Source organism: Spirillospora sp. NPDC049024 (genome assembly GCF_040649235.1).
Classification (GTDB): Bacteria; Actinomycetota; Actinomycetes; order Streptosporangiales; family Streptosporangiaceae; genus Spirillospora.
In genome coordinates, this window is the sequence record NZ_JBEZFD010000011.1 from 223,170 (window position 1) to 240,297 (window position 17,128).

Annotated in this window: 16 protein-coding genes and 4 tRNA genes; 8 read left to right on the forward strand and 12 right to left on the reverse strand. The window is 74.5% G+C overall.

Translation table 11 applies throughout. The annotated features are described in order from the left end of the window. Positions 1–18: 18 nt before the first annotated feature. The 8 genes from AB0C21_RS22020 to AB0C21_RS22055 are packed head-to-tail and all read right to left on the reverse strand — an operon-like array spanning position 19 to position 7,836. Entirely contained in the window at positions 19–996 is a 978-nt protein-coding gene (locus AB0C21_RS22020) for a glycosyltransferase family 2 protein (RefSeq protein WP_500206501.1), read from the reverse strand. Next, a complete protein-coding gene (locus AB0C21_RS22025) occupies positions 993–2,225 on the reverse strand; it encodes a glycosyltransferase family 4 protein (protein ID WP_500206503.1) in 1,233 nt (410 codons plus the stop codon). Before AB0C21_RS22025 ends, AB0C21_RS22020 begins: the two co-directional genes overlap by 4 nt. After that, positions 2,222–3,517, reverse strand: coding sequence for a lipopolysaccharide biosynthesis protein (locus AB0C21_RS22030; protein ID WP_500206505.1), 1,296 nt, complete (start codon positions 3,515–3,517; stop codon positions 2,222–2,224). Before AB0C21_RS22030 ends, AB0C21_RS22025 begins: the two co-directional genes overlap by 4 nt. Next, positions 3,505–4,308 (reverse strand): NTP transferase domain-containing protein, encoded by an 804-nt coding sequence (locus AB0C21_RS22035; RefSeq protein WP_500206507.1) that lies wholly within the window; start codon positions 4,306–4,308, stop codon positions 3,505–3,507. Before AB0C21_RS22035 ends, AB0C21_RS22030 begins: the two co-directional genes overlap by 13 nt. After that, positions 4,286–4,978 carry an HAD family hydrolase gene (locus tag AB0C21_RS22040; protein ID WP_500206508.1) on the reverse strand — a complete coding sequence of 231 codons (693 nt, stop codon included), beginning with the start codon at positions 4,976–4,978 and terminating at the stop codon, positions 4,286–4,288. The genes AB0C21_RS22035 and AB0C21_RS22040 overlap by 23 nt, the downstream gene beginning before the upstream one ends. Next, complete coding sequence (locus AB0C21_RS22045; RefSeq protein ID WP_500206510.1) at positions 4,975–6,228, reverse strand: 2-phospho-L-lactate transferase CofD family protein; 1,254 nt, start codon at positions 6,226–6,228, stop codon at positions 4,975–4,977. The genes AB0C21_RS22040 and AB0C21_RS22045 overlap by 4 nt, the downstream gene beginning before the upstream one ends. Continuing rightward, positions 6,225–7,070, reverse strand: a complete 846-nt coding sequence (locus AB0C21_RS22050) for a glycosyltransferase family 2 protein (RefSeq protein WP_500206512.1) — start codon at positions 7,068–7,070, stop codon at positions 6,225–6,227. The genes AB0C21_RS22045 and AB0C21_RS22050 overlap by 4 nt, the downstream gene beginning before the upstream one ends. Positions 7,071–7,092: 22 nt before the next feature. Beyond that, complete coding sequence (locus AB0C21_RS22055) at positions 7,093–7,836, reverse strand: hypothetical protein (protein ID WP_500206514.1); 744 nt, start codon at positions 7,834–7,836, stop codon at positions 7,093–7,095. 402 nt (positions 7,837–8,238) lie between these two features. Between AB0C21_RS22055 and AB0C21_RS22060 the strand changes: the two genes are divergently transcribed. Further along, positions 8,239–8,502 carry a sigma factor-like helix-turn-helix DNA-binding protein gene (locus tag AB0C21_RS22060; protein WP_500206515.1) on the forward strand — a complete coding sequence of 88 codons (264 nt, stop codon included), beginning with the start codon at positions 8,239–8,241 and terminating at the stop codon, positions 8,500–8,502. On the opposite strand, the gene AB0C21_RS22065 is transcribed toward AB0C21_RS22060, so the two are convergent. Next, a complete protein-coding gene (locus AB0C21_RS22065; RefSeq protein ID WP_500206517.1) occupies positions 8,465–9,349 on the reverse strand; it encodes a LysR family transcriptional regulator in 885 nt (294 codons plus the stop codon). The genes AB0C21_RS22060 and AB0C21_RS22065 overlap by 38 nt on opposite strands. On the opposite strand from AB0C21_RS22065, the gene AB0C21_RS22070 reads away from it, so the two are divergent. The 6 genes from AB0C21_RS22070 (at position 9,330) to AB0C21_RS22095 (ending at position 12,548) form a co-directional block, all read left to right on the forward strand. Continuing rightward, positions 9,330–10,085, forward strand: coding sequence for an SDR family NAD(P)-dependent oxidoreductase (locus AB0C21_RS22070; protein ID WP_500206518.1), 756 nt, complete (start codon positions 9,330–9,332; stop codon positions 10,083–10,085). The two genes, AB0C21_RS22065 and AB0C21_RS22070, sit on opposite strands and share 20 nt — an antisense overlap. A gap of 207 nt (positions 10,086–10,292) precedes the next feature. Beyond that, positions 10,293–10,377: transfer RNA gene (locus AB0C21_RS22075), tRNA-Ser, on the forward strand. Between the two features lies 1 nt (position 10,378). Next, positions 10,379–10,451 (forward strand) — tRNA-Met (locus AB0C21_RS22080). A 12-nt stretch (positions 10,452–10,463) separates the two neighbouring features. Next, a tRNA-Arg gene (locus tag AB0C21_RS22085) sits at positions 10,464–10,536 on the forward strand. A gap of 1 nt (position 10,537) precedes the next feature. Continuing rightward, positions 10,538–10,611: transfer RNA gene (locus AB0C21_RS22090), tRNA-His, on the forward strand. A 92-nt stretch (positions 10,612–10,703) separates the two neighbouring features. Continuing rightward, entirely contained in the window at positions 10,704–12,548 is a 1,845-nt protein-coding gene (locus tag AB0C21_RS22095; RefSeq protein ID WP_500206520.1) for a glycoside hydrolase family 3 protein, read from the forward strand. Here AB0C21_RS22095 and AB0C21_RS22100 read toward each other — a convergent pair. After that, positions 12,535–13,446 carry a Rossmann-fold NAD(P)-binding domain-containing protein gene (locus AB0C21_RS22100; protein WP_500206521.1) on the reverse strand — a complete coding sequence of 304 codons (912 nt, stop codon included), beginning with the start codon at positions 13,444–13,446 and terminating at the stop codon, positions 12,535–12,537. The two genes, AB0C21_RS22095 and AB0C21_RS22100, sit on opposite strands and share 14 nt — an antisense overlap. Positions 13,447–13,561: 115 nt before the next feature. Here AB0C21_RS22100 and AB0C21_RS22105 point away from each other — a divergent pair, with 115 nt between their 5' ends. After that, positions 13,562–14,560 carry a GlxA family transcriptional regulator gene (locus AB0C21_RS22105; protein ID WP_500206523.1) on the forward strand — a complete coding sequence of 333 codons (999 nt, stop codon included), beginning with the start codon at positions 13,562–13,564 and terminating at the stop codon, positions 14,558–14,560. On the opposite strand, the gene AB0C21_RS22110 is transcribed toward AB0C21_RS22105, so the two are convergent. After that, on the reverse strand, positions 14,490–15,770 hold the full coding sequence (locus tag AB0C21_RS22110) for an ABC transporter substrate-binding protein (RefSeq protein WP_500206525.1): 1,281 nt from the start codon (positions 15,768–15,770) through the stop codon (positions 14,490–14,492). The genes AB0C21_RS22105 and AB0C21_RS22110 overlap by 71 nt on opposite strands. Then, positions 15,767–17,062: a Gfo/Idh/MocA family protein gene (locus tag AB0C21_RS22115; RefSeq protein ID WP_500206527.1), complete on the reverse strand. Its 1,296-nt coding sequence runs from the start codon at positions 17,060–17,062 to the stop codon at positions 15,767–15,769. Before AB0C21_RS22115 ends, AB0C21_RS22110 begins: the two co-directional genes overlap by 4 nt. Positions 17,063–17,128: the final 66 nt, after the last annotated feature.

Sequence of the window (17,128 nt, forward strand, 5' to 3'; positions counted from 1 at the left end):
GTGCGGGCGTGCGGTGGCTCAGCCGGCGCGCGCGGGACGGCGCAACAGGCGCAGCGCGCCGAACGCCATCCCCGAGACGAGGACGGCGTGCACGGCCAGGTGCACCAGCAGGAAGTAGGCGGTGAACGCGGTTCCCCGGTGCCGGTGGACGAACCGGACGAGCGGCGGGTCGGAGACCGCGAAGGCCAGGACGCACGCCGCGCTCAGCGCCAGGAACGCCGGATGCAGGACGGCGAGCGGCAGCGGCACCGGCGCCAGCGCCACGGCGAGGATGCCGGCCGGGCGGTTGGCGTGCTCGGGCTGCCCGCCGCCCCGCCGGGCCGCGGCGAGCAGCAGCGGCACGAGCGGGACGGCCCGGCGCCACTGCTCGGCGAGGATCCCCGCCAGCCGGCTCCCGTCGTCGTGCCGGCCCTGGACGGCGTCGGTGAGCACGACGCGGCAGCGCCCGTGCAGCCGGCTCGCGTACTCGACGTCCTCGCAGTCGCGGAGCGCCTCGTCGAACCCGCCGGCGGCCTGGAACACGTCGCGGCGGACGGCGGCCAGCGCGAACACGAGGCCGGTGACCTCGCCGAGGTGGCGGCGGCGCCAGAACGCGGCGTGCAGGACGCGGTACCACTCGGCCGGGCCGTCGTCGATGAGCGGCTCGGTCTCGTAGACGCCCTGGACGCAGCCGCACCCGGGGTCCGCGTCGAGGACGGCCAGGGCGTTGGCCAGCGCGTCGGGGCGCAGCGCCACGTCCGAGTCGAGGAAGAACAGCACGTCGGCGGTGGTCGCCGCGGCGCCCGCGTTCCTGGCCGCCGAGACGCCGCGGTTCTCCGGCAGCCGCACGACGCGGCAGCCCAGCGAGGCCGCGATCCCGGCGGAGCCGTCGGAGCCGGCGTCGTCGACGACCACGATCTCGTCGGGGCGGCGGGTCTGCGCCAGGACGGCCTCCAGGCACAGGCGCAGCGTCTTGGCCGCGTTGTAGCACGGCACGATCACGCAGACGGAGGTCACACCGACTCCTCGTAGAGCGCGAGCGTCTCGCGGGCCGCGCGGGTCCAGCTCAGCTCCTCCCGGACGAACCGCTCCCCGCGCTCGCCGAGCGCGCGGCGCGCCTCGGGGTCGGTCATGACGTCGATCACGGCGTCGGCGATGTCGGCGGGGCCGGTGCCGCCGACGAACCGCACCGCCGGGCGCGCCGGGTCGCCGGCGAAGATCCGGGAGAAGCCCGCGCCGAGGATCGTCGGCCTGCCGAGCGCCATGGACTCGGTGGCGACCAGGCCGAACGGCTCGAAGAGCGACGGGAAGACGCAGGCGTCGGCCATCGCGTAGTACTCCGTCAGCGCCGGGCCGGAGACGAACCCGCGCGTCAGGACCCGGTCCCCGGCGGCCCGCGCCGCGGCCTCGTCCCCCTCTCCCAGCAGGACGAGGCGCAGGCCGGGGACGGCCTCGGTCATCCGCGGCACCGCTTCGAGCAGCTCGTGGACGCCCTTCTGCCGTTCGAGGCGTCCGACGAACAGCAGGACGGGCGCGTCCGCCGGGATGCCGAGCCGCGCGCGCAGGTCGCCGGCCCGGCGGCGCAGCCGCTCCCGGTCGAGCCCGGCGACGAGCGGCTCGAACGTCCCGCCGAGCCGCACGACCTCGATCCTCGCCGGGTCCCAGCCGGCCGCGGCGAGCTGGTCGCGGACCTCCGGGGTCGGCACGACGACGCGGCGCGCGATCCGGCCCAGGTGGCGTTCGAGCGCCGCGAACGCGTTCAGCGGGTCGGCGATGGTGCGGCGGGGCGCCACGCCGTACTCGGTGGTGTGGACGTGGAACACGACCGGCAGCCGCAGGACGTGGTGGCAGAGCAGGCCGCACAGGAAGTTCGTCGAATCGTGCACGGCGACCAGGTCGGGCCGCTCGGCGGCGCGGCGCAGCCGGAGGAAGTACCGCCAGTTGCTCACCACCACGTTCGCCGTGAGCAGGAGGAAATCCAGCCTGCGGGTGCGGTTGAGCCGGCGCCGCCTGCTCACCGCGCCGAGGATCCGCCCCGGGGGCCGGTGCACGGTGACGGAGCCGTGCCGCTCGTGGACGGGCTGCCGCCCGGCGTTGAGGGTGAACACCGCGAGCCGGTGCCCGCGCGCCAGGTGCGGAGTGATCAGCTCGACGTACCGGCCGAGGCCCGTCGTCACGTTCGGCGGGTACTGGTTGACCACGTAGGCGATCTTCAGGCGCCGGTCCGGCGCCGCTTCACGGTTCAATGTCCGGTCTCCAGAACGGGCAGGGGACGGTCCGCCGCGCTCGGCCGCCGGTACGCGCGGCCCGCGGCGGCGGCCACGGCGGCGACGAGGACGAGGTTGCTCACCGCGAAACCGGCGAGCCCCCCGTAGAGCCCCCACCAGGCGATGCAGGCGGCCTGGCAGGCGAGAGCGACGGGGGTGCCGGCCGCCAGGCACGCGATGAGGAGCCGGGCGCCGCGCACGCCGTCCATGGACAGGGCGACGGAGTAGAGGTTGAAGACGGCGTGCGCGCCGATGCCCGCCGAGGAGAGCCCCATGAGGGTGAGCGAGTACGGGTACTCGGCGCGGAGCAGGAAGAAGAACACCGTGCTCGCCGCGAAGGACACGAGCCCGGTGCCGGCCGCGACGAGCGGCGCCAGCCGCGCGATCCGCCGCATGACGGCGGGCTTGTCCGCGACCGCCAGGGCGGGCAGCAGCGCGAGGCCGATCCCGTCGGTGAAGACGACACCGAGCAGGCGTTTCGGGAAGCCGTTGTAGACGGAGTAGACGCCGACGTCGGCCTGCCCGGCCCAGCGGTTGAGGAAGATGACGTCGAGCCCGAACAGGACGCCGGTCAGCGCCGCGATGGCGGTGACGTAGGCCCCGTGCCGGTACTGCGCGCGCGCCGCCGCCCGCGACCAGGCGCGCGGGACGATCTCGACGCCGGTCAGCGCGGCGACGCTGAACGCGGCGTAGCTGCCGGTCAGCGCGAGGAGGTAGTACTCGGCGTCCCGGATCCCGAGGACGAGCAGCGAGAACGCGGAGCCCGACAGGTAGGCGACGGCGACGGCGAGCTTGAGCCCGGCCACGAACCCGTACCTGCGCCTGCCGCGCAGGAAGCTCTCGGTCAGCTGGTTCAGCGTCATCGCGAGCGCCAGCGCCAGCCCGAGGCACAGTGATCGCGGGTCGACCCCCAGCGCCGGGGCGAGCACGGGCGACGCCGCGGCGCCGCCGGCCGCGACGCCGCCCCCGAGCGCCAGCGTGGACAGCAGCGCGGTCGTCGTCAGGGCCGGATGCCCGGCCGGGTCGCGGCGCGGCAGCTCCTGCAGCATCACGTAGTGCAGGCTCATCAGCATCCCGACCGTGACGATCAGCGCGATCGACAGGACCACGGTGAACCGGCCGAACTGCGCGGCGCCCGTGCCCCGGGCGACGACCAGCGTGGTCGCCGCCGAGATGCCGCTGGCCGCGGTGCTCAGCAGCGTGGGCACGGCGGTCCGGCGGTGGGCGGCGAACCCGCGCCACGCACCGGTCCGGGGGATCAGTCCGCGCACCGCTGGTACGCCCGCCGGGCGAACTCCAGGTCGTCCCTGGTGTTGATGCCGCGCGCCTCGTCGGCGTCGGCGACCGGGACGACCGTGACCTCCCGGCCCTCCTCCTGGGACAGGTGGGTGAGGAACGGCAGGAAGTTCACCTCGCCGGTGACGTCTCCGCGTGCGGCGTCGGCGAGGTAGCGGTTCCACGCGTCCACGAGCCCCGCGGTGCCCAGGCAGAACACGCCGACGTCGCCGAGCCCGCCGGGCCGGCACTCGTCGCCCTCGCGGGACTGCCGTATCCGGAGGAGCCGGCCGCCCGCCAGCTCGTACTCGACGTACGGGTCCGGCATCGCCGCCAGGGGGATCGTGAGCCCGCCCGGGCGGTGCGCCCGCACGACCCGCCGCGCGGTCCGCGTGGACAGTCCCGCCTGGTCGCCCCAGACGACGAGGAGCGTGTCGTGGCCGTCCCAGTGCGGGGCGGCGCCGAAGACCGCGTCGCCCATGCCGGCCGGCGTCTCCTGGACGCTCACCGACACCGTCCCGCGCGCGATCTCCTCGGCCGCGGCCCGCCGGAACGGAGCCTCGCCCTCCGGTGAGACGACGACGTGGACGTGCCCGGCCACCGGCCGGAGCCGCCGGTGGAGCAGGTGCCACACGGTGACCCCGCCGGCGAGCTCCAGCAGGATCTTCGGGACCCCGAGGCCGAGCCGCGTCCCCCGGCCGGCCGCGGGGATCACCGCGCAGACCCGGCCCGCCCCGGGCACGGGCGCGCCGCTCTTCGCCGTGTCAGTCGCCGGCACGTCGGTCATCGCCATCGCCTTTCCGGTCGAGGAGGGCGAGAACGTCCTCCAGGCCGCGCACCGGTATCGCGCCCGGTGCGGGTTCGGCCGCGTGCACCTGGAGCGTCGGCAGCCCCGCCCCGACCGCCGAGGCGACCCCGTGCGCGGAGTCCTCCACGGCGACCGCGTCGGCGGGGTCGACGCCCCACCGGTGGCAGGCCGCCAGGTAGAAGGCGGGGTCGGGCTTGCCGCAGGGGACGTCGTCACCGGTCAAGACGTCCGTGAAGTACCGGCGCAGCGAGGCGGCCGCGAGGACGCGCTCCACCGACCCCCTGCTCCCGCCGGTCACGAGGTATACCGCGCGCCCCCGCTCGGAGAGCCGTCCGAGCAACCGGTGGGCGCCGGGGAACACGGCCACCCGGCCCGCCGCCACGCCGGCGCGGTAGATCCGCCGCTTGCGCCGGACGAACCGCTCGGCGTCGCCGGACGCCAGGCCCAGGGCCGCCGCGACGTCCTCGGTCGCCGCGCCCGCGTGGTCGCCGTACCGGAAGCCGCCGGCCAGCGCGGGGGCGACCTCGGCGAGCGCGGCCCGGAACGCGGCCTCGTGGGCCGGGCCGGAGTCCACCAGGGTCCCGTCGAGGTCGCAGAGCCAGACCCGCCGCCCGGCGAGCGCCCCGGCGGGCGCCGGCACGGCCCTCATCCGGCCGGCTCCAGCGCCGGGTCGGACGCCGCGCCCGCCGCGAGCCGGGTGAGCAGGTCGGCGGTCCGCGCGCCGTCGCGCGCCCCCGGCCGTCCGGGGTCCGCCAGGTCGGCGATGATCCACTGCGTGTTCGTCCGCACGCCGGCCTCGGCGATGTCGCCGGGCATCGCCGGGACGTCCGGCCGTCCGGTCCTCGGCCGGTGGCAGACGGCGTGCGTGACCGTCCGCCGCTCGTTGCCCGGGTCGCCGAGGTAGGACAGGGCTAGGTCGACGTGCGCCGGGGCGCTCATGCCCTGGACGTCGTGGTCCTCGCGGATGTTGACCACGAACGCCTTGGCGGCCGCGCGGTTCGCGGCGATCGCCTCGGCCACGCCGGGCGTCAGGTAGCTCGGCAGCAGCGACGAGTGCGGAGTGCCCGGGCCGTAGACGATGAGGTCGGCGTCCGCCAGCGCGGCCAGCGCCGCCCGGTTGGCAGACACCGCCGCCCGCCGGCGGGCGAGGACCCAGCGGATCCGCTGGACGGGCAGCGTCTCGAGCTCGTCCCGCTGCGCCGGCCCGAGCGGGCGGCGGAGCAGGAACAGGTCGGTGATGCGGGCCGCGTCCTGCGGCGCCACGATGTCGGCCTCGTCGGCGAGCAGCCGCCCGTTCTCCTTCAGCGCGACGAGGTGGGCGTCGCCGCCGTCCGTCACGTTCAGGAGGCGGGCCGGGGTCGCGAACGTCCGCGCGCAGGACCGGACCGCCGCGTTGAAGTCCTCCCCTGCGCGCAGGTAGGCGCCGGCGAACACGAGGTTGCCGAGCGCGCAGCCGGCGAGGTCGAGCCCGTCCGGGTCCTCCTCCAGGCGGTGCAGGAAGGCGGCCAGGTCCCGGGTGATCGCCGCGCGGGCGCGCCGCGGCAGCGCGGCGAACTCCGGCGGGGAGGTCTCCGGTGCCGCGAGCGCGCCGGCGAGGTCGCCGAGGTCGCGCGGCGCCGTCCCGGCGGGGAGCCGGTGCTCGAGGACGGCGAAGAGCGCCGCCTGGGCCGGGTCCGCCGGGTCGAGGTGCGGCAGCAGGTTCTTGCGGAAGTCGGATGGGCCGAGCATCCCCGGCAGGAAGCGCCGCAGCGCGCCCGTGGACAGGCCGTTGTCGTACCCGTTGACGAGCAGGGTCAGCCGGACGCCGGGGGTCCGCAGGAGCCGCCGTGCGATGCCCGCGCCACCGCGCCCGCCGCTGAACATGGCGACCCGCGTCGGGCCCGGCCGCCGCTTGGTCACCGCACTTCTCCCGCCCGGACCGCGCCCTCGCACGCCCGCCCGGTCGTGCCGGCCGCCGGGTCGCGTCCGTCCCCGGCCTCGGCGCGCAGGACACCGCGGCGCTGCAGCCAGTGGCGGTAGCCGAGATAGCCGACCAGCAGCGCCCGATCGCGCGCCCCGCCCCAGAACCGCCAACCGCGGGCCCCGGCGGCGCGCTCCCGGTGCTCGATCGGGATCTCCACCCAGGTGTGGCCGAGTTCGGCGACCCGGGCGGTGATCTCGGTCGAGCAGTTCATCCCGCCGGACTCCAGCCGCAGGGACCGGAACAGCGGGCCGTGGACCACCTTGAACACCGAGTTGAAGTCCCGGTACCGGGTCCGGTGCAGCCGGTTGCTGACGGCGCCGCTGGCCGCCGAGCCCCACCGGTGGGGCAGGCTGTCGGCCTTGCGGATCCTGGCGCCCGAGAACGCCCTGGCCTTCCCGGCCAGGACGGGATCGAGGAAGCGGTCGAGGTTGGCGATGGGGAACTGGCCGTCGGAGTCGAGGAGGACGACCCATTCCAGCCGGGTGCGGGCGATCGCGGCGGCGATGGCGGCGCCCGCCCCGCGGTTGCGGTCGAACCGGGTGACGGCGAGCCGCGGGCACTCCTCCTGGAGCGCGGCCAGGACGGCGCCGGTCGCATCGGTGCTCCCGTCGTCGCACACCACGATCTCCCAGTCGGCGATGCGCGGGTTCCCCTCCAGGTAGGCCCGCCATTCGGCGACCACGGCGGCGATGTTCTCCGCCTCGTTGTAGGCCGGCGCCGCGACGGAGATCGCGACGGCGCCGGGCGCGGAGCCGGACACGGGGGTGGCCCTGGGCACGATGTCCTCTCCCTGCACTGGACTACGGTTCCGTCCCGCGCGCGGCGGGGGCTGGGGCCGCCCCGGTCCGGTACCCGATCCACCGGTCCAGGGGCAGCAGGTTGACGCCGACGAGGATCGGCACGTGGGCGAGCGCGAACAGGACCGTCGCGCCGAACGAGATCGGCCCGCCGGTGATCACGTTGATGTGCGGGGCGTCGATCCGGTCCGGGATCCCGACCGGGTTGACGACGTACCACATGAGGTCGAGAAAGCCCGAGAAGACGATGACGATGCCGGTCACGAGCACTTTCAGGGTGCGTCCGGGAGAGCCTCCGCCGATCCGGTAGGCGGCACCCGCGGTGAGCACGATTCCGGGATAGAGAAGCAGGTAGACGTGCGTGTAGAAACTGTCGCCGTGGGCCCGCTGGGCATCGGTGTAGTAGAAGCCGCTGATGCGCGGGACGACGTATCCGGTGAAGAAAACGAATGGCGCGTACAGCACCCAGTGCGGGAGCCGCGGGGCCCAGGGGAACAGCGCGATCGCGCAGCACAGGCAGCCGAAGACGACCAGTTTGGCCACCAGTTCCCACGGCGACTCGATGTCGCGCCCGTGCGGCAGCGCGAGCCAGACGAACGCGGCGCCCGCGACGCCCGCGGCGAGCGCGATCCACCAGACATGCGGGGCCCAGCGGCCCGCGCCGGCCGCGCCGGACCCGCCTGCCGCGCCCGTCCCCGCCGGGTCGCCGGCCGCCTCGGGGGGCGAGGTTTCGTCTCGTACCGTCATGGCTGCTTCGCAGACCTTTCGTCGTCCTCGCCGGTCAGGCCGAACCACAGGTCAACGGTGTGGGAGCGCTCCCAAAGCCGTCCATTTGCCGCCCGTCGCCGAATTTGGGAGCGCTCCCATAGTAGATTTGACGCTCATCGCCCTTGTCAAGGCATAGCCGAAATTGGTACTTCACTCGCTCGTGCCAGCGTCCTCGGTCGCCCGGCGGCCGGGCCGGGCCGGCGCCGATCGCAGGTGCGGACGGCGCCGCCGCCCTCCATTATCGGTTTCCGCAGGTGAACAGCGCCCTGGGCGACCGCCTGAGGCCGTGCCGTCGGGGGGCCGGATAAGTCCTCCTCAGTGCTTCCTTAAAGGCGCCATAAGGAGGGCGGCGGGGCGGGGGAACGGTGCGAGGTTCGTGGTGTGGCACTGCGAATGGGCAAAGACACCGGTTCGTTCGCCCCCGGTTCGCCGGGGGAGCGGATGCGCCCCGCGGTGGTCGCCCGGGCCTTCCAGGCGCTGCCGCCCGCGCACCGCGAGATCCTCACCGAGACGGTCTTCCGGGACCGCTCGGTCAACGAGGCCGCCGCCTCGCTGGGAGTGCCGGTCGACGTGGTCAAGGTCCGCGTCTACCACGCGCTCCGGGCGCTCAGCGCGGCCGTGGAGGCGCCCCGGACGTTCGTCTGACGGCCGCTCCCGCGAGGTCGCGGACGATCGCGGCGAACGCCTCCACGAGCGGGCCCCCGTCCGCCCAGGCGAGCGCGACGCGCAGCGGCTCCACGTCCGTGAGCGGCACCCAGACCAGCCCCGGGCGCGCGTAGTACAGCGCCATGCTGGACGGCGCGAAGCAGATGGCCGTGCCCTCGGCGACCTGTTCGAGCATCTCCTCGACGTTGTCGTTGGTGGGGCCCCAGCGCGGCGCGGACCCGTCGGGCCGCGGGTTGACCGCCCACCAGTCCACCCATTCGCGGGGGGCGCGCTCGGTCCACATGAGGGGCTCGTCCTTGACGTCCATGATCGAGACGCCCTCGGCGGCGGCGAGCCGATGGCCGGCCGGGAGGCCCACGACGCGGTGCTCGGTGTGAACGGTCTCCGAGTGCAGGCCCGAGAGGTCGGCGGGCAGCCACACGAACGCCACGTCCACCTGCCCGGCGCGGAGCGCGGCGGCCTCGCCGCCCCAGTCGAAGCGCTTGGGCTCGACACGGACGCCGGGATGGGCGCGGGCGAACTCGGCGCGGGCCCGGGTCGTCAGCTCGCCGGCGCCGCTGGCCTCGAACCCGACGCGCAGGACGCCGGTCTGCCCGCGCCGGTGCCGCTCCGCGGCGGCGGCGACCCGGTCGGCCTGCCGGACCGTGCGGCGCGCCTCGGCGATCACGTCGCGGCCGGCGGCGGTGGGGGTCACGCCGCCCGCGTGCCGGTCGAACAGCCGGACGCCGAGCTCGGCCTCCAGCTTCCGCAGCGCGTAGGAGAGCGCGGGCTGGCTGACGTACAGGGCCTCGGCGGCCCGGCCGAGGTTGCCCGCGTCCGCGATCACGGCGCGCCGCCCGGAGGCGCTGGACGATCTGGTCGCGCGCCACCCGGGCCGGGTCAACGCGGTCGAGCTGGACGTCACCGACCAGGCGCGGATCGCGGACGTGGTCGCGGACGCGGTGCTGTGGCACGGCCGTGTCGACGTGCTGGTCAACAACGCCGGGCGAGGCGTCGTCGGCGCCGTGGAGGAGACCACCGACCGCGAGCTGCGCGAGCTGATGGACCTGCACTTCTTCGGCCCGGCGGCCCTCGTCCGGGCGGTGCTGCCGCACATGCGCCGGCGGGGGAGCGGCGCCGTCGTGCAGATGTCGAGCATGGGCGGCCGGTTCTCCTTCCCCGGCGTGGGCGCCTACTCGGCGACCAAGTTCGCGCTGGAGGGGATGTCGGAGGCCCTGGCCCAGGAGGTCGCGCCGTTCGGGATCAAGGTGCTGGTTGTCGAGCCGGGCGCGTTCCGGACGTCGTTCGCCGGCGGCGGCCTGCACCAGACGGCCGCGATGCCGGAGTACGACGGCACCGTCGGCCCGGTCCGGGCGAACCTGCCGGGCAGCGACGGGAAGCAGCCGGGGGACCCGGCCAAGGCCGCCGCCGCGATCCTGAAGGCGCTGGACGCCGACGACACGCCGCTGCGGCTGCCGCTGGGCAACGACGCCGCCGACGCCGTCGACGCCGCCCTGACCGGGGCGCGCAAGGAGTTCACCGATTGGGAGCCTCTCTCCCGCGGCACCGATTTCGAGGAATGAGGAGATAAACAGGTTGCCGGGGCGGAACCGCCCCGGCACCATGGACGTCGTAAGGGGAGAACGACGGACGGGATCGGAAGGGAGAGCCGCGATGCGACGTCATCGAATGCACGGCAGCCATTCCGGTCTCGGGAGCCGCCGACGGACGTGAACCGCACGTCCCGAAGCCGACCGCCCGAAGACCACGGGCGGTCTTTTTTCGTTTCCGGAGGGTTGGCCGAGCGGGAAGGCAGCGGCTTGCTAAGCCGTCGTCAGGGTCACCCCTGCGCGAGTTCGAATCTCGCACCCTCCGCGCTGAGCAGGGACGCTGGTGCGTCCAGCGGTCTCATAAGCCGCGGCAGGCAGGTTCGATTCCTGCGCTCAGCACGCAAGGAACAGGTCTCCGTGGCGCAGTGGAGAGCGCGCCGGGTTGCGGACCCGGAGGTCGCAGGTTCGATTCCTGCCGGAGATACGGCGTTCGTGGTGTAGTGGTCTGCACGCCAGGTTGTGGTCCTGGAGGTGTCGGTTCGATCCCGACCGATCGCCCTATTCCAATTTTTCGGACGTGGCCGGCAGATATTGCTCAGGCGCTGGTATCCGGTTGCGCTGATTTTGATCGGCCCTGGAAAAAACTTCCGCATGCGCTTTTCCTCCCTGCGGCTCCGGTCCCGCGGCCTCGTCCTCGGCGTGCTCGCCGCGCTGGCCCTCGCCGTCCACGGCGCCCCCGTCCGGGCGGCCGCGGGCCCCGCTCCCTACCTCGACCCCCGGCTGCCGGTCGAGGACCGCGTCACCGACCTGCTGGGCCGGATGAGCCTCGCCGACAAGCTCGGCCAGATGACCCAACCGGAGCGCCGGTACGTGACGCCGGAGGACGTCACCCGCTACCGGATCGGGTCGGTGCTGTCCAGCGGCGGGTCGGCGCCCAGCCCGAACACGCCGGAGAGCTGGGCGGACATGTACGACGGCTTCCAGCGGGGCGCGCTGGCCACGCCGCTGCGCATCCCGATGATCTACGGGGCGGACGCGGTGCACGGCCACAGCAACGTGGTGGGCGCGACGATCTTCCCGCACGACATCGGGCTCGGCGCGACGCGCGACCCCGCCCTCGTCCGCAGGATCGGGGCCGCGACCGCGGCGGAGATGACCGGGACGGGCGTGGACTGGAACTTCGCGCCCTGCCTGTGCGTGGCCCGCGACGACCGCTGGGGCCGGACGTACGAGTCGTTCGGCGAGGTGCCCGAACTGCCCGCCGCCATGACCACGATCATCGACGGCCTGCAGGGCGAGCGGCTGGGCGGGCCCGCGTCCGTCCTGGCCACGGCGAAGCACTACCTCGGGGACGGGGGCACCGAGGGCGGCCACGACCGCGGCGACACCCGCATCCCGGAGGCGGAGCTGCGGGCGGTCCACCTGCCGCCGTTCCGCGAGGCCGTGAAGCGCGGCGTCGGCTCGGTGATGGTCTCCTACAGCTCGTGGAACGGGCTGAAGATGCACCAGAACAGGTACCTGATCATCGACGTCCTCAAGCGGGAGCTCGGTTTCACGGGGTTCGTCGTGTCCGACTACAACGGGGTCGACCGGATCGACGGCGAGGAGGGGTTCACCAGGGCCGAGGTCGCGGCCGCGGTGAACGCCGGGATCGACATGGTCATGGTGCCGACCGAGTGGCGCAGGTTCATCGACTACCTGCGGGACGCGGTGCGGGACGGCGCCGTCCCCCTCTCCCGGGTCGACGACGCGAACCGCCGCATCCTGGCCGAGAAGTTCCGGCTGGGCCTGTTCGAGCGGCCGATGGCCGACCGCGCGTACCTGCGGACGGTCGGGAGCGCCGAGCACCGCGCGCTCGCCAGGCGCGCGGTCGCCGAGTCGCAGGTGCTGCTGAAGAACGCGCGCGGCGTCCTGCCGCTGGCCGCGGGCGGCAAGGTCTTCGTCGCGGGCCGCAGCGCCGACGACATCGGCATGCAGTCCGGCGGCTGGACGATCACCTGGCAGGGCGCGCCGGGCCCGACCACGAAGGGGACGACGATCCTGCAGGGCCTCCGCGAGGCGGCCGGCCCGTCCGCGACCGTCGCCTACAGCGTCGACGGGACGGGCATCGACCGGTCCTACGACGCGGCGGTCGCGGTCGTCGGGGAGAAGCCGTACGCCGAGTACCAGGGCGACCTCAGCGACGGGATGGGCCTCGACGACTCCGACCTGAGGACGATCGGCCGGCTGCGCGCGTCCGGCGTCCCGGTGGTCGTGGTGCTGGTGTCGGGACGCCCGCTGGACATCGCCTCGGAACTGCCCGGGTGGGACGCGCTCGTCGAGGCGTGGCTGCCCGGCACCGAGGGGGGCGGCGTCGCCGACGTCCTGTACGGCGCCACCGCCCCCACCGGCAAGCTGCCGGTGACGTGGATGCGCGACGCCTCCCAGCAGCCCATCAACAGGGGCGACGGCAAGAAGCCCCTGTTCCCCTTCGGGTACGGCCTCACATATGGCTGAGCGCCTCCTTGAGGACGTCGTCCAGCGGTGACGCGGCGACCCCGAACGTCTCCTCGATCGGTGCGGAGTCGACGGTGAACGGCCGGTGCGACATGTGGTGCGTCTCCCACATCTCGTCCCAGAACGGATCGGTGAGGCTCAGCAGGGTCAGCTCGCGGTCCGTCATGGTGTCCAGGCGCGGTCCGGGGACGCCGGCGAGCGCGGCGAGGCGTTCGGCGACCTCGCGCACCGACGCGGTGATCGTCGGGGCGTGCCACGGCCGGCCCCATCCGCGCCCGTCGCGGGCGACGGCGACGAGCGCGCGGGCGGTGTCGCCGATCGCCGAGTAGGCGTGCGGGACGTCGAGTTCCGCCGGGACGAGCGCCGGGCGTCCGGCGAGCACCTTCGGCTGCACCATGAGCGTGAAGACGGAGTAGGCGCCGGCGCCGAGGAACTGGCCGGCGCGGACCTCGGCGGCCCGCACCCTTCCGGCGTCGTGCGCCTCCTTGGCCCGCAGCCACATCTCGGCGCGCACCCGCCCCTTGGGGCCGGTCGCCTCCAGCGGGTGGTCCTCGGTGACCGGGCCGTCTCCCGGCCCGTACCCGTAGAGGTTGCCCAGCATGACGTACCCCGCGCCGGACCGCTCGGCGGCGGTCAGGATCGAGCCGAACAGCGCGGGCAGCAGTTCCGGCCACGTGTGGTAGGCGGGCGCCGCCGCGTTGAACACGGTCTCGGCGCCCTCGGCGAGCCGGCTGAGCGCGCCGGTGTCGGTGGCGTCCAGGGCGATCGGCTCGATGAGCGGGTGCTCCGGACCCGCTCCGCTGCGGGACGCCATCCGGACGCGGTCGCCTGCGCCGGCGAGCAGGAGCGCGGTCGCGGTGGCGGTGGCTCCCCGGCCGACGACGACATGAAACGGCATAATTCACTCCAGTGAGGTAGTGGCCGGGCATCCGGCCGTTGCGCGAACCACTCTGCGGTCCGCCGCGCCCGGACGGCAGGGGCCTGATCGCCAACCGTCCGGAGGTTCTGGCCAGATGCACACGGTCGCGGTCGTCGTCGTCCCGCCGGTGATGAGCTTCGACGTCACGATCCCGCAGATGGTGCTGGGCGCCGCCGAGGCGGGCGGCGGCCCCGCCTACGAGCTGCGGCTCTGCGCCGCCGAGCCGGGGCGTCCGCTGGAGGCCGTCGGCGGCCTGGACGTCGTCGCCCAGCACGGGCTGGACGCCGTGGAGAGCGCGGACAGCGTCATCGTCGTGGGCAGCGGGGGCCGCACCGGCATCGAGCGACCCGTCCTGGACGCCTTGCGCGCCGCGACGGCCGCGGGCAAGCGCGTCGCGGCCATCTGCACGGGCGCCTTCGTGCTCGGCGAGGCGGGCCTGCTGGACGGCCGCCGCGCCACGACGCACTGGGGCCTCACCGGCGACCTTGCCCGCCGCTTCCCCGCCGCGGAGGTCGTCCCCGACGTCCTGTACGTCACGGACGGAACGGTGCTGACCTCGGCCGGGGCCGCCGCCGGGATCGAGCTGTGCCTGCATCTGGTCCGCGAGGACCACGGCGCCGCGGCGGCGGCCGCGGCGGCGCGCCTGACGGTCGCGGCGCCCCCGCGTCCCGCCGACCAGGTCCAGCGCCTCGACGACCCACTGCCAGCCGGACCTGACGTGTCGCTCGCGGAGACCCGCGCCTGGGCCGTGCGGCGCCTGGGCGAGCCGCTCACCCTCACCGACCTGGCGCGGCACGCGCGCGTCAGCACCCGCACGCTGACGCGCCGGTTCCACGCGGAGACGGGGCACAGCCCGCTGCAATGGCTGCTGCACCAGCGGATCGACCGGGCCCGGGAGCTGCTGGAGAGCACCGCGCTCCCGATGGACCAGGTCGCCCACCGCAGCGGCCTCGGCAGCGCCGACTCCCTGCGCCAGCACTTCGTCCGCAGGCTCGGCATGACCCCGAGCGCCTACCGCGCCGCTAGTCGGCCAGCGCGGCCAGTGCCGTCTGGAGGTCCTCGGCCGCACGGTCGACCGGTTTCCTCCCGGTGAGCGCGGCGGTGACGTGCTCCTGGACGGCGGCGCTGACCTCGTTGTACCGGACGACGACCGGGCGCGGCCTCGCCTTGTCCATGCCCTGCCTCAGCGCCGGCAGGTACGGATACCGCCTGACCATCTCGGGATCGGTGTAGAGGGCGGCGAGGGACAGCGGGAACGACTGGGCGCGGCCGTACTCTTTCTGGACCGCCGGGCCGACGATGTGGGCGACGAAGTCGCGCGCGGTCGCCTGGTGCTTGGAGAACGCCGACACGGCCAGGTTGTTGCCGCCGAGCGTGCCGGAGCCCGGCCCGCCCTCGCCGGGGATCGGCGCGACGCCGAACTTCCCGGCCACCTTCGAACCGTCCTTCTCGGAGGCGAGCGCGTACACGTAGGCCCAGTTGCGGTGGAAGACGAGGCGGCCCTCCTGGAAGGCGCGGCGGCCCTCCTCCTCCTTGAACGTGATGGCCTTCTGCGGGATGGTCCCGTTCTTGAAGCCCTCCACGAGGAACCGGAGCCCGGCCTTGGCCTGCGGGGTGTTCACCTGCGGCCTGCCCGAGGAGTCGAAGACCTCGCCGCCCGCGGACTGGACGGCCTCGGAGTAGTTGACCGTGAGCCCCTCGTACTTGCCGTACTGGCCCGCGTAGCAGTCGACCCCCTTGCCCCCGGCCGTCCCGCGGACCTTCGCGCAGTCGTCGCGCAGCTCGGCCCACGTCTTCGGCGGAGCCTTCACGCCGGCCTTGGCGAGGAGGTCCTCGCGGTAGTAGAGGACGCCGGTTCCGGTCAGCCACGGCGCCGCGTACAGCCTCCCGCGGTACTTGCCGGTCTCCAGGGCAGCCGGGACGAAGGACGAGGCGTCGACCAGCCCGTCGGGCAGCGGCAGGATCCAGCGGCGCGCGGCGAACTCCGCCGTCCACACCGCGTCCAGCCGGACGACGTCGTAGGCGTCCGACTTGATCTGCATGTTCTGGACGAGCTGCTGCCGCGCCTGGTCGCCGTCCTCGGGCAGCTCGACGAGCCGCACCTTCTCCTTGGGGTGGCCGTCGTTCCACTCGGCGACGAGCCGCTGCACGGTCCGGGTGAGGTCCTTGCCGGTGGCGACGGTGATGGGGCCCCGCCCGTCGTTGCCCGCGGGCGACGACTCGCCGGACGAGCCGCCGCAGGCAGCGGCCGCGAGGGCCAGGGACAGCGCCGCCGCGGCGCACCACAGAGGTCTGATGGTCATGGCCGAACCGTGCCTTTCGCGGGGGGTGACTGCGGGGCCGTTTCGACGATCGTGCCGTCCAGTCGCGCGCGTTCGGCGGCCCACACGACGCGGTGCGAGGCGAGGCTCTCGCGGGGGCCGGAGCTGAGCAGGGCGGGGTCGCCTCCGGCGAGCGCGGCGGTGAAGGCGTCGGCCAGCGCGTCGTCGGCGTGGTCGTGGCGGCCGTCGAACGCTCCGCCGCCAGGGGCGGCGCCGGGGTCGACGATCTCGGTGCCGCCGGTGACGAAGTCGCGGACCGTGATGCGGACGCCGTCGCCCTCCAGGCAGCCGGACGTCCCGAAGACGCGCGTCTGGCGCGGGGCGGCAGGGGAGAACGCGGTCATGGTGAACACGCCGGTCGCGCCTGAGGGGAACTCCATGTTCACGACCTGGTGGTCGACCACGTCGTTGTCGCAGGCGTAGACGCAGCGGCCGTAGGGCCCTTCGCGCAGCGCCCGCAGGACGCCCGCCTCCGTGCGCTCGTCGGTGACCGCGCCGAGCGGCCATGCCTCGCGGGCGGGATCGCCGAGGCACGACAGGTAGAGCCGGGGCGCCGAGTACGGGCAGCGCGCCTCGACGGCGCAGTCGACGCAGCGCGCGGCGGCGCCGGGCGGCCGGTTCTCCGGGCGGAAGTGCGACAGCCGCCCGAACGAGGACACCCGCGCGGGGACCTCGCCCAGCACATGGATCAGCCAGTCGACGTCGTGGCAGGACTTCGTCATCAGCATCGGCCCGGACTCGTCCGAGCGCCGCCAGTTGCCGCGCACGTAGGAATGGGCGTGGTGCCACCAGCCGACCGGTTCGAGATGCTGGACGCTGACCGGCGCGCCGATCCGGCCGTCCGCGATCAGCGCCCTGAGGGCGCGCGTGTAGGCGGTGTAGCGCAGGACGTGGCAGACGGCGAGCATCACTCCGGCGCGCTCGACGGCGTCCACGATCCGCAGCGCGTCCGCCTCGGACGTCGCCATCGGCTTCTCCAGCAGGATGTGGCAGCCGAGGCCGGCGAAGCGGATCGCGGGCTCGGCGTGCTCGGCGTCCTGCGTCGCGATGATGACGCCGTCGGCGAGGCGGCCCGCCGCGGCCATCTCGCGCCAGCCGGGGAACGCCCGCTCCGGCGGGAGGCCGTGCTCGACCGCGAACCGGGCGCGCCGCACGGGGTCGGGCTCGGCGACCGCGACGATGCGGCCGGCCCCGGTCGCCCGGATCCGCGCGGCGTAGGCGCGGCCGCGCAGTCCGGCCCCCGCCACGGCGATCGCCGGCCCCGTCTGCTGCATCGCGCCCTCCCGGCCTGGTCGCCGTACTTATGCAAGTATCTTTCATAAGTGGATTGGCAATAATGT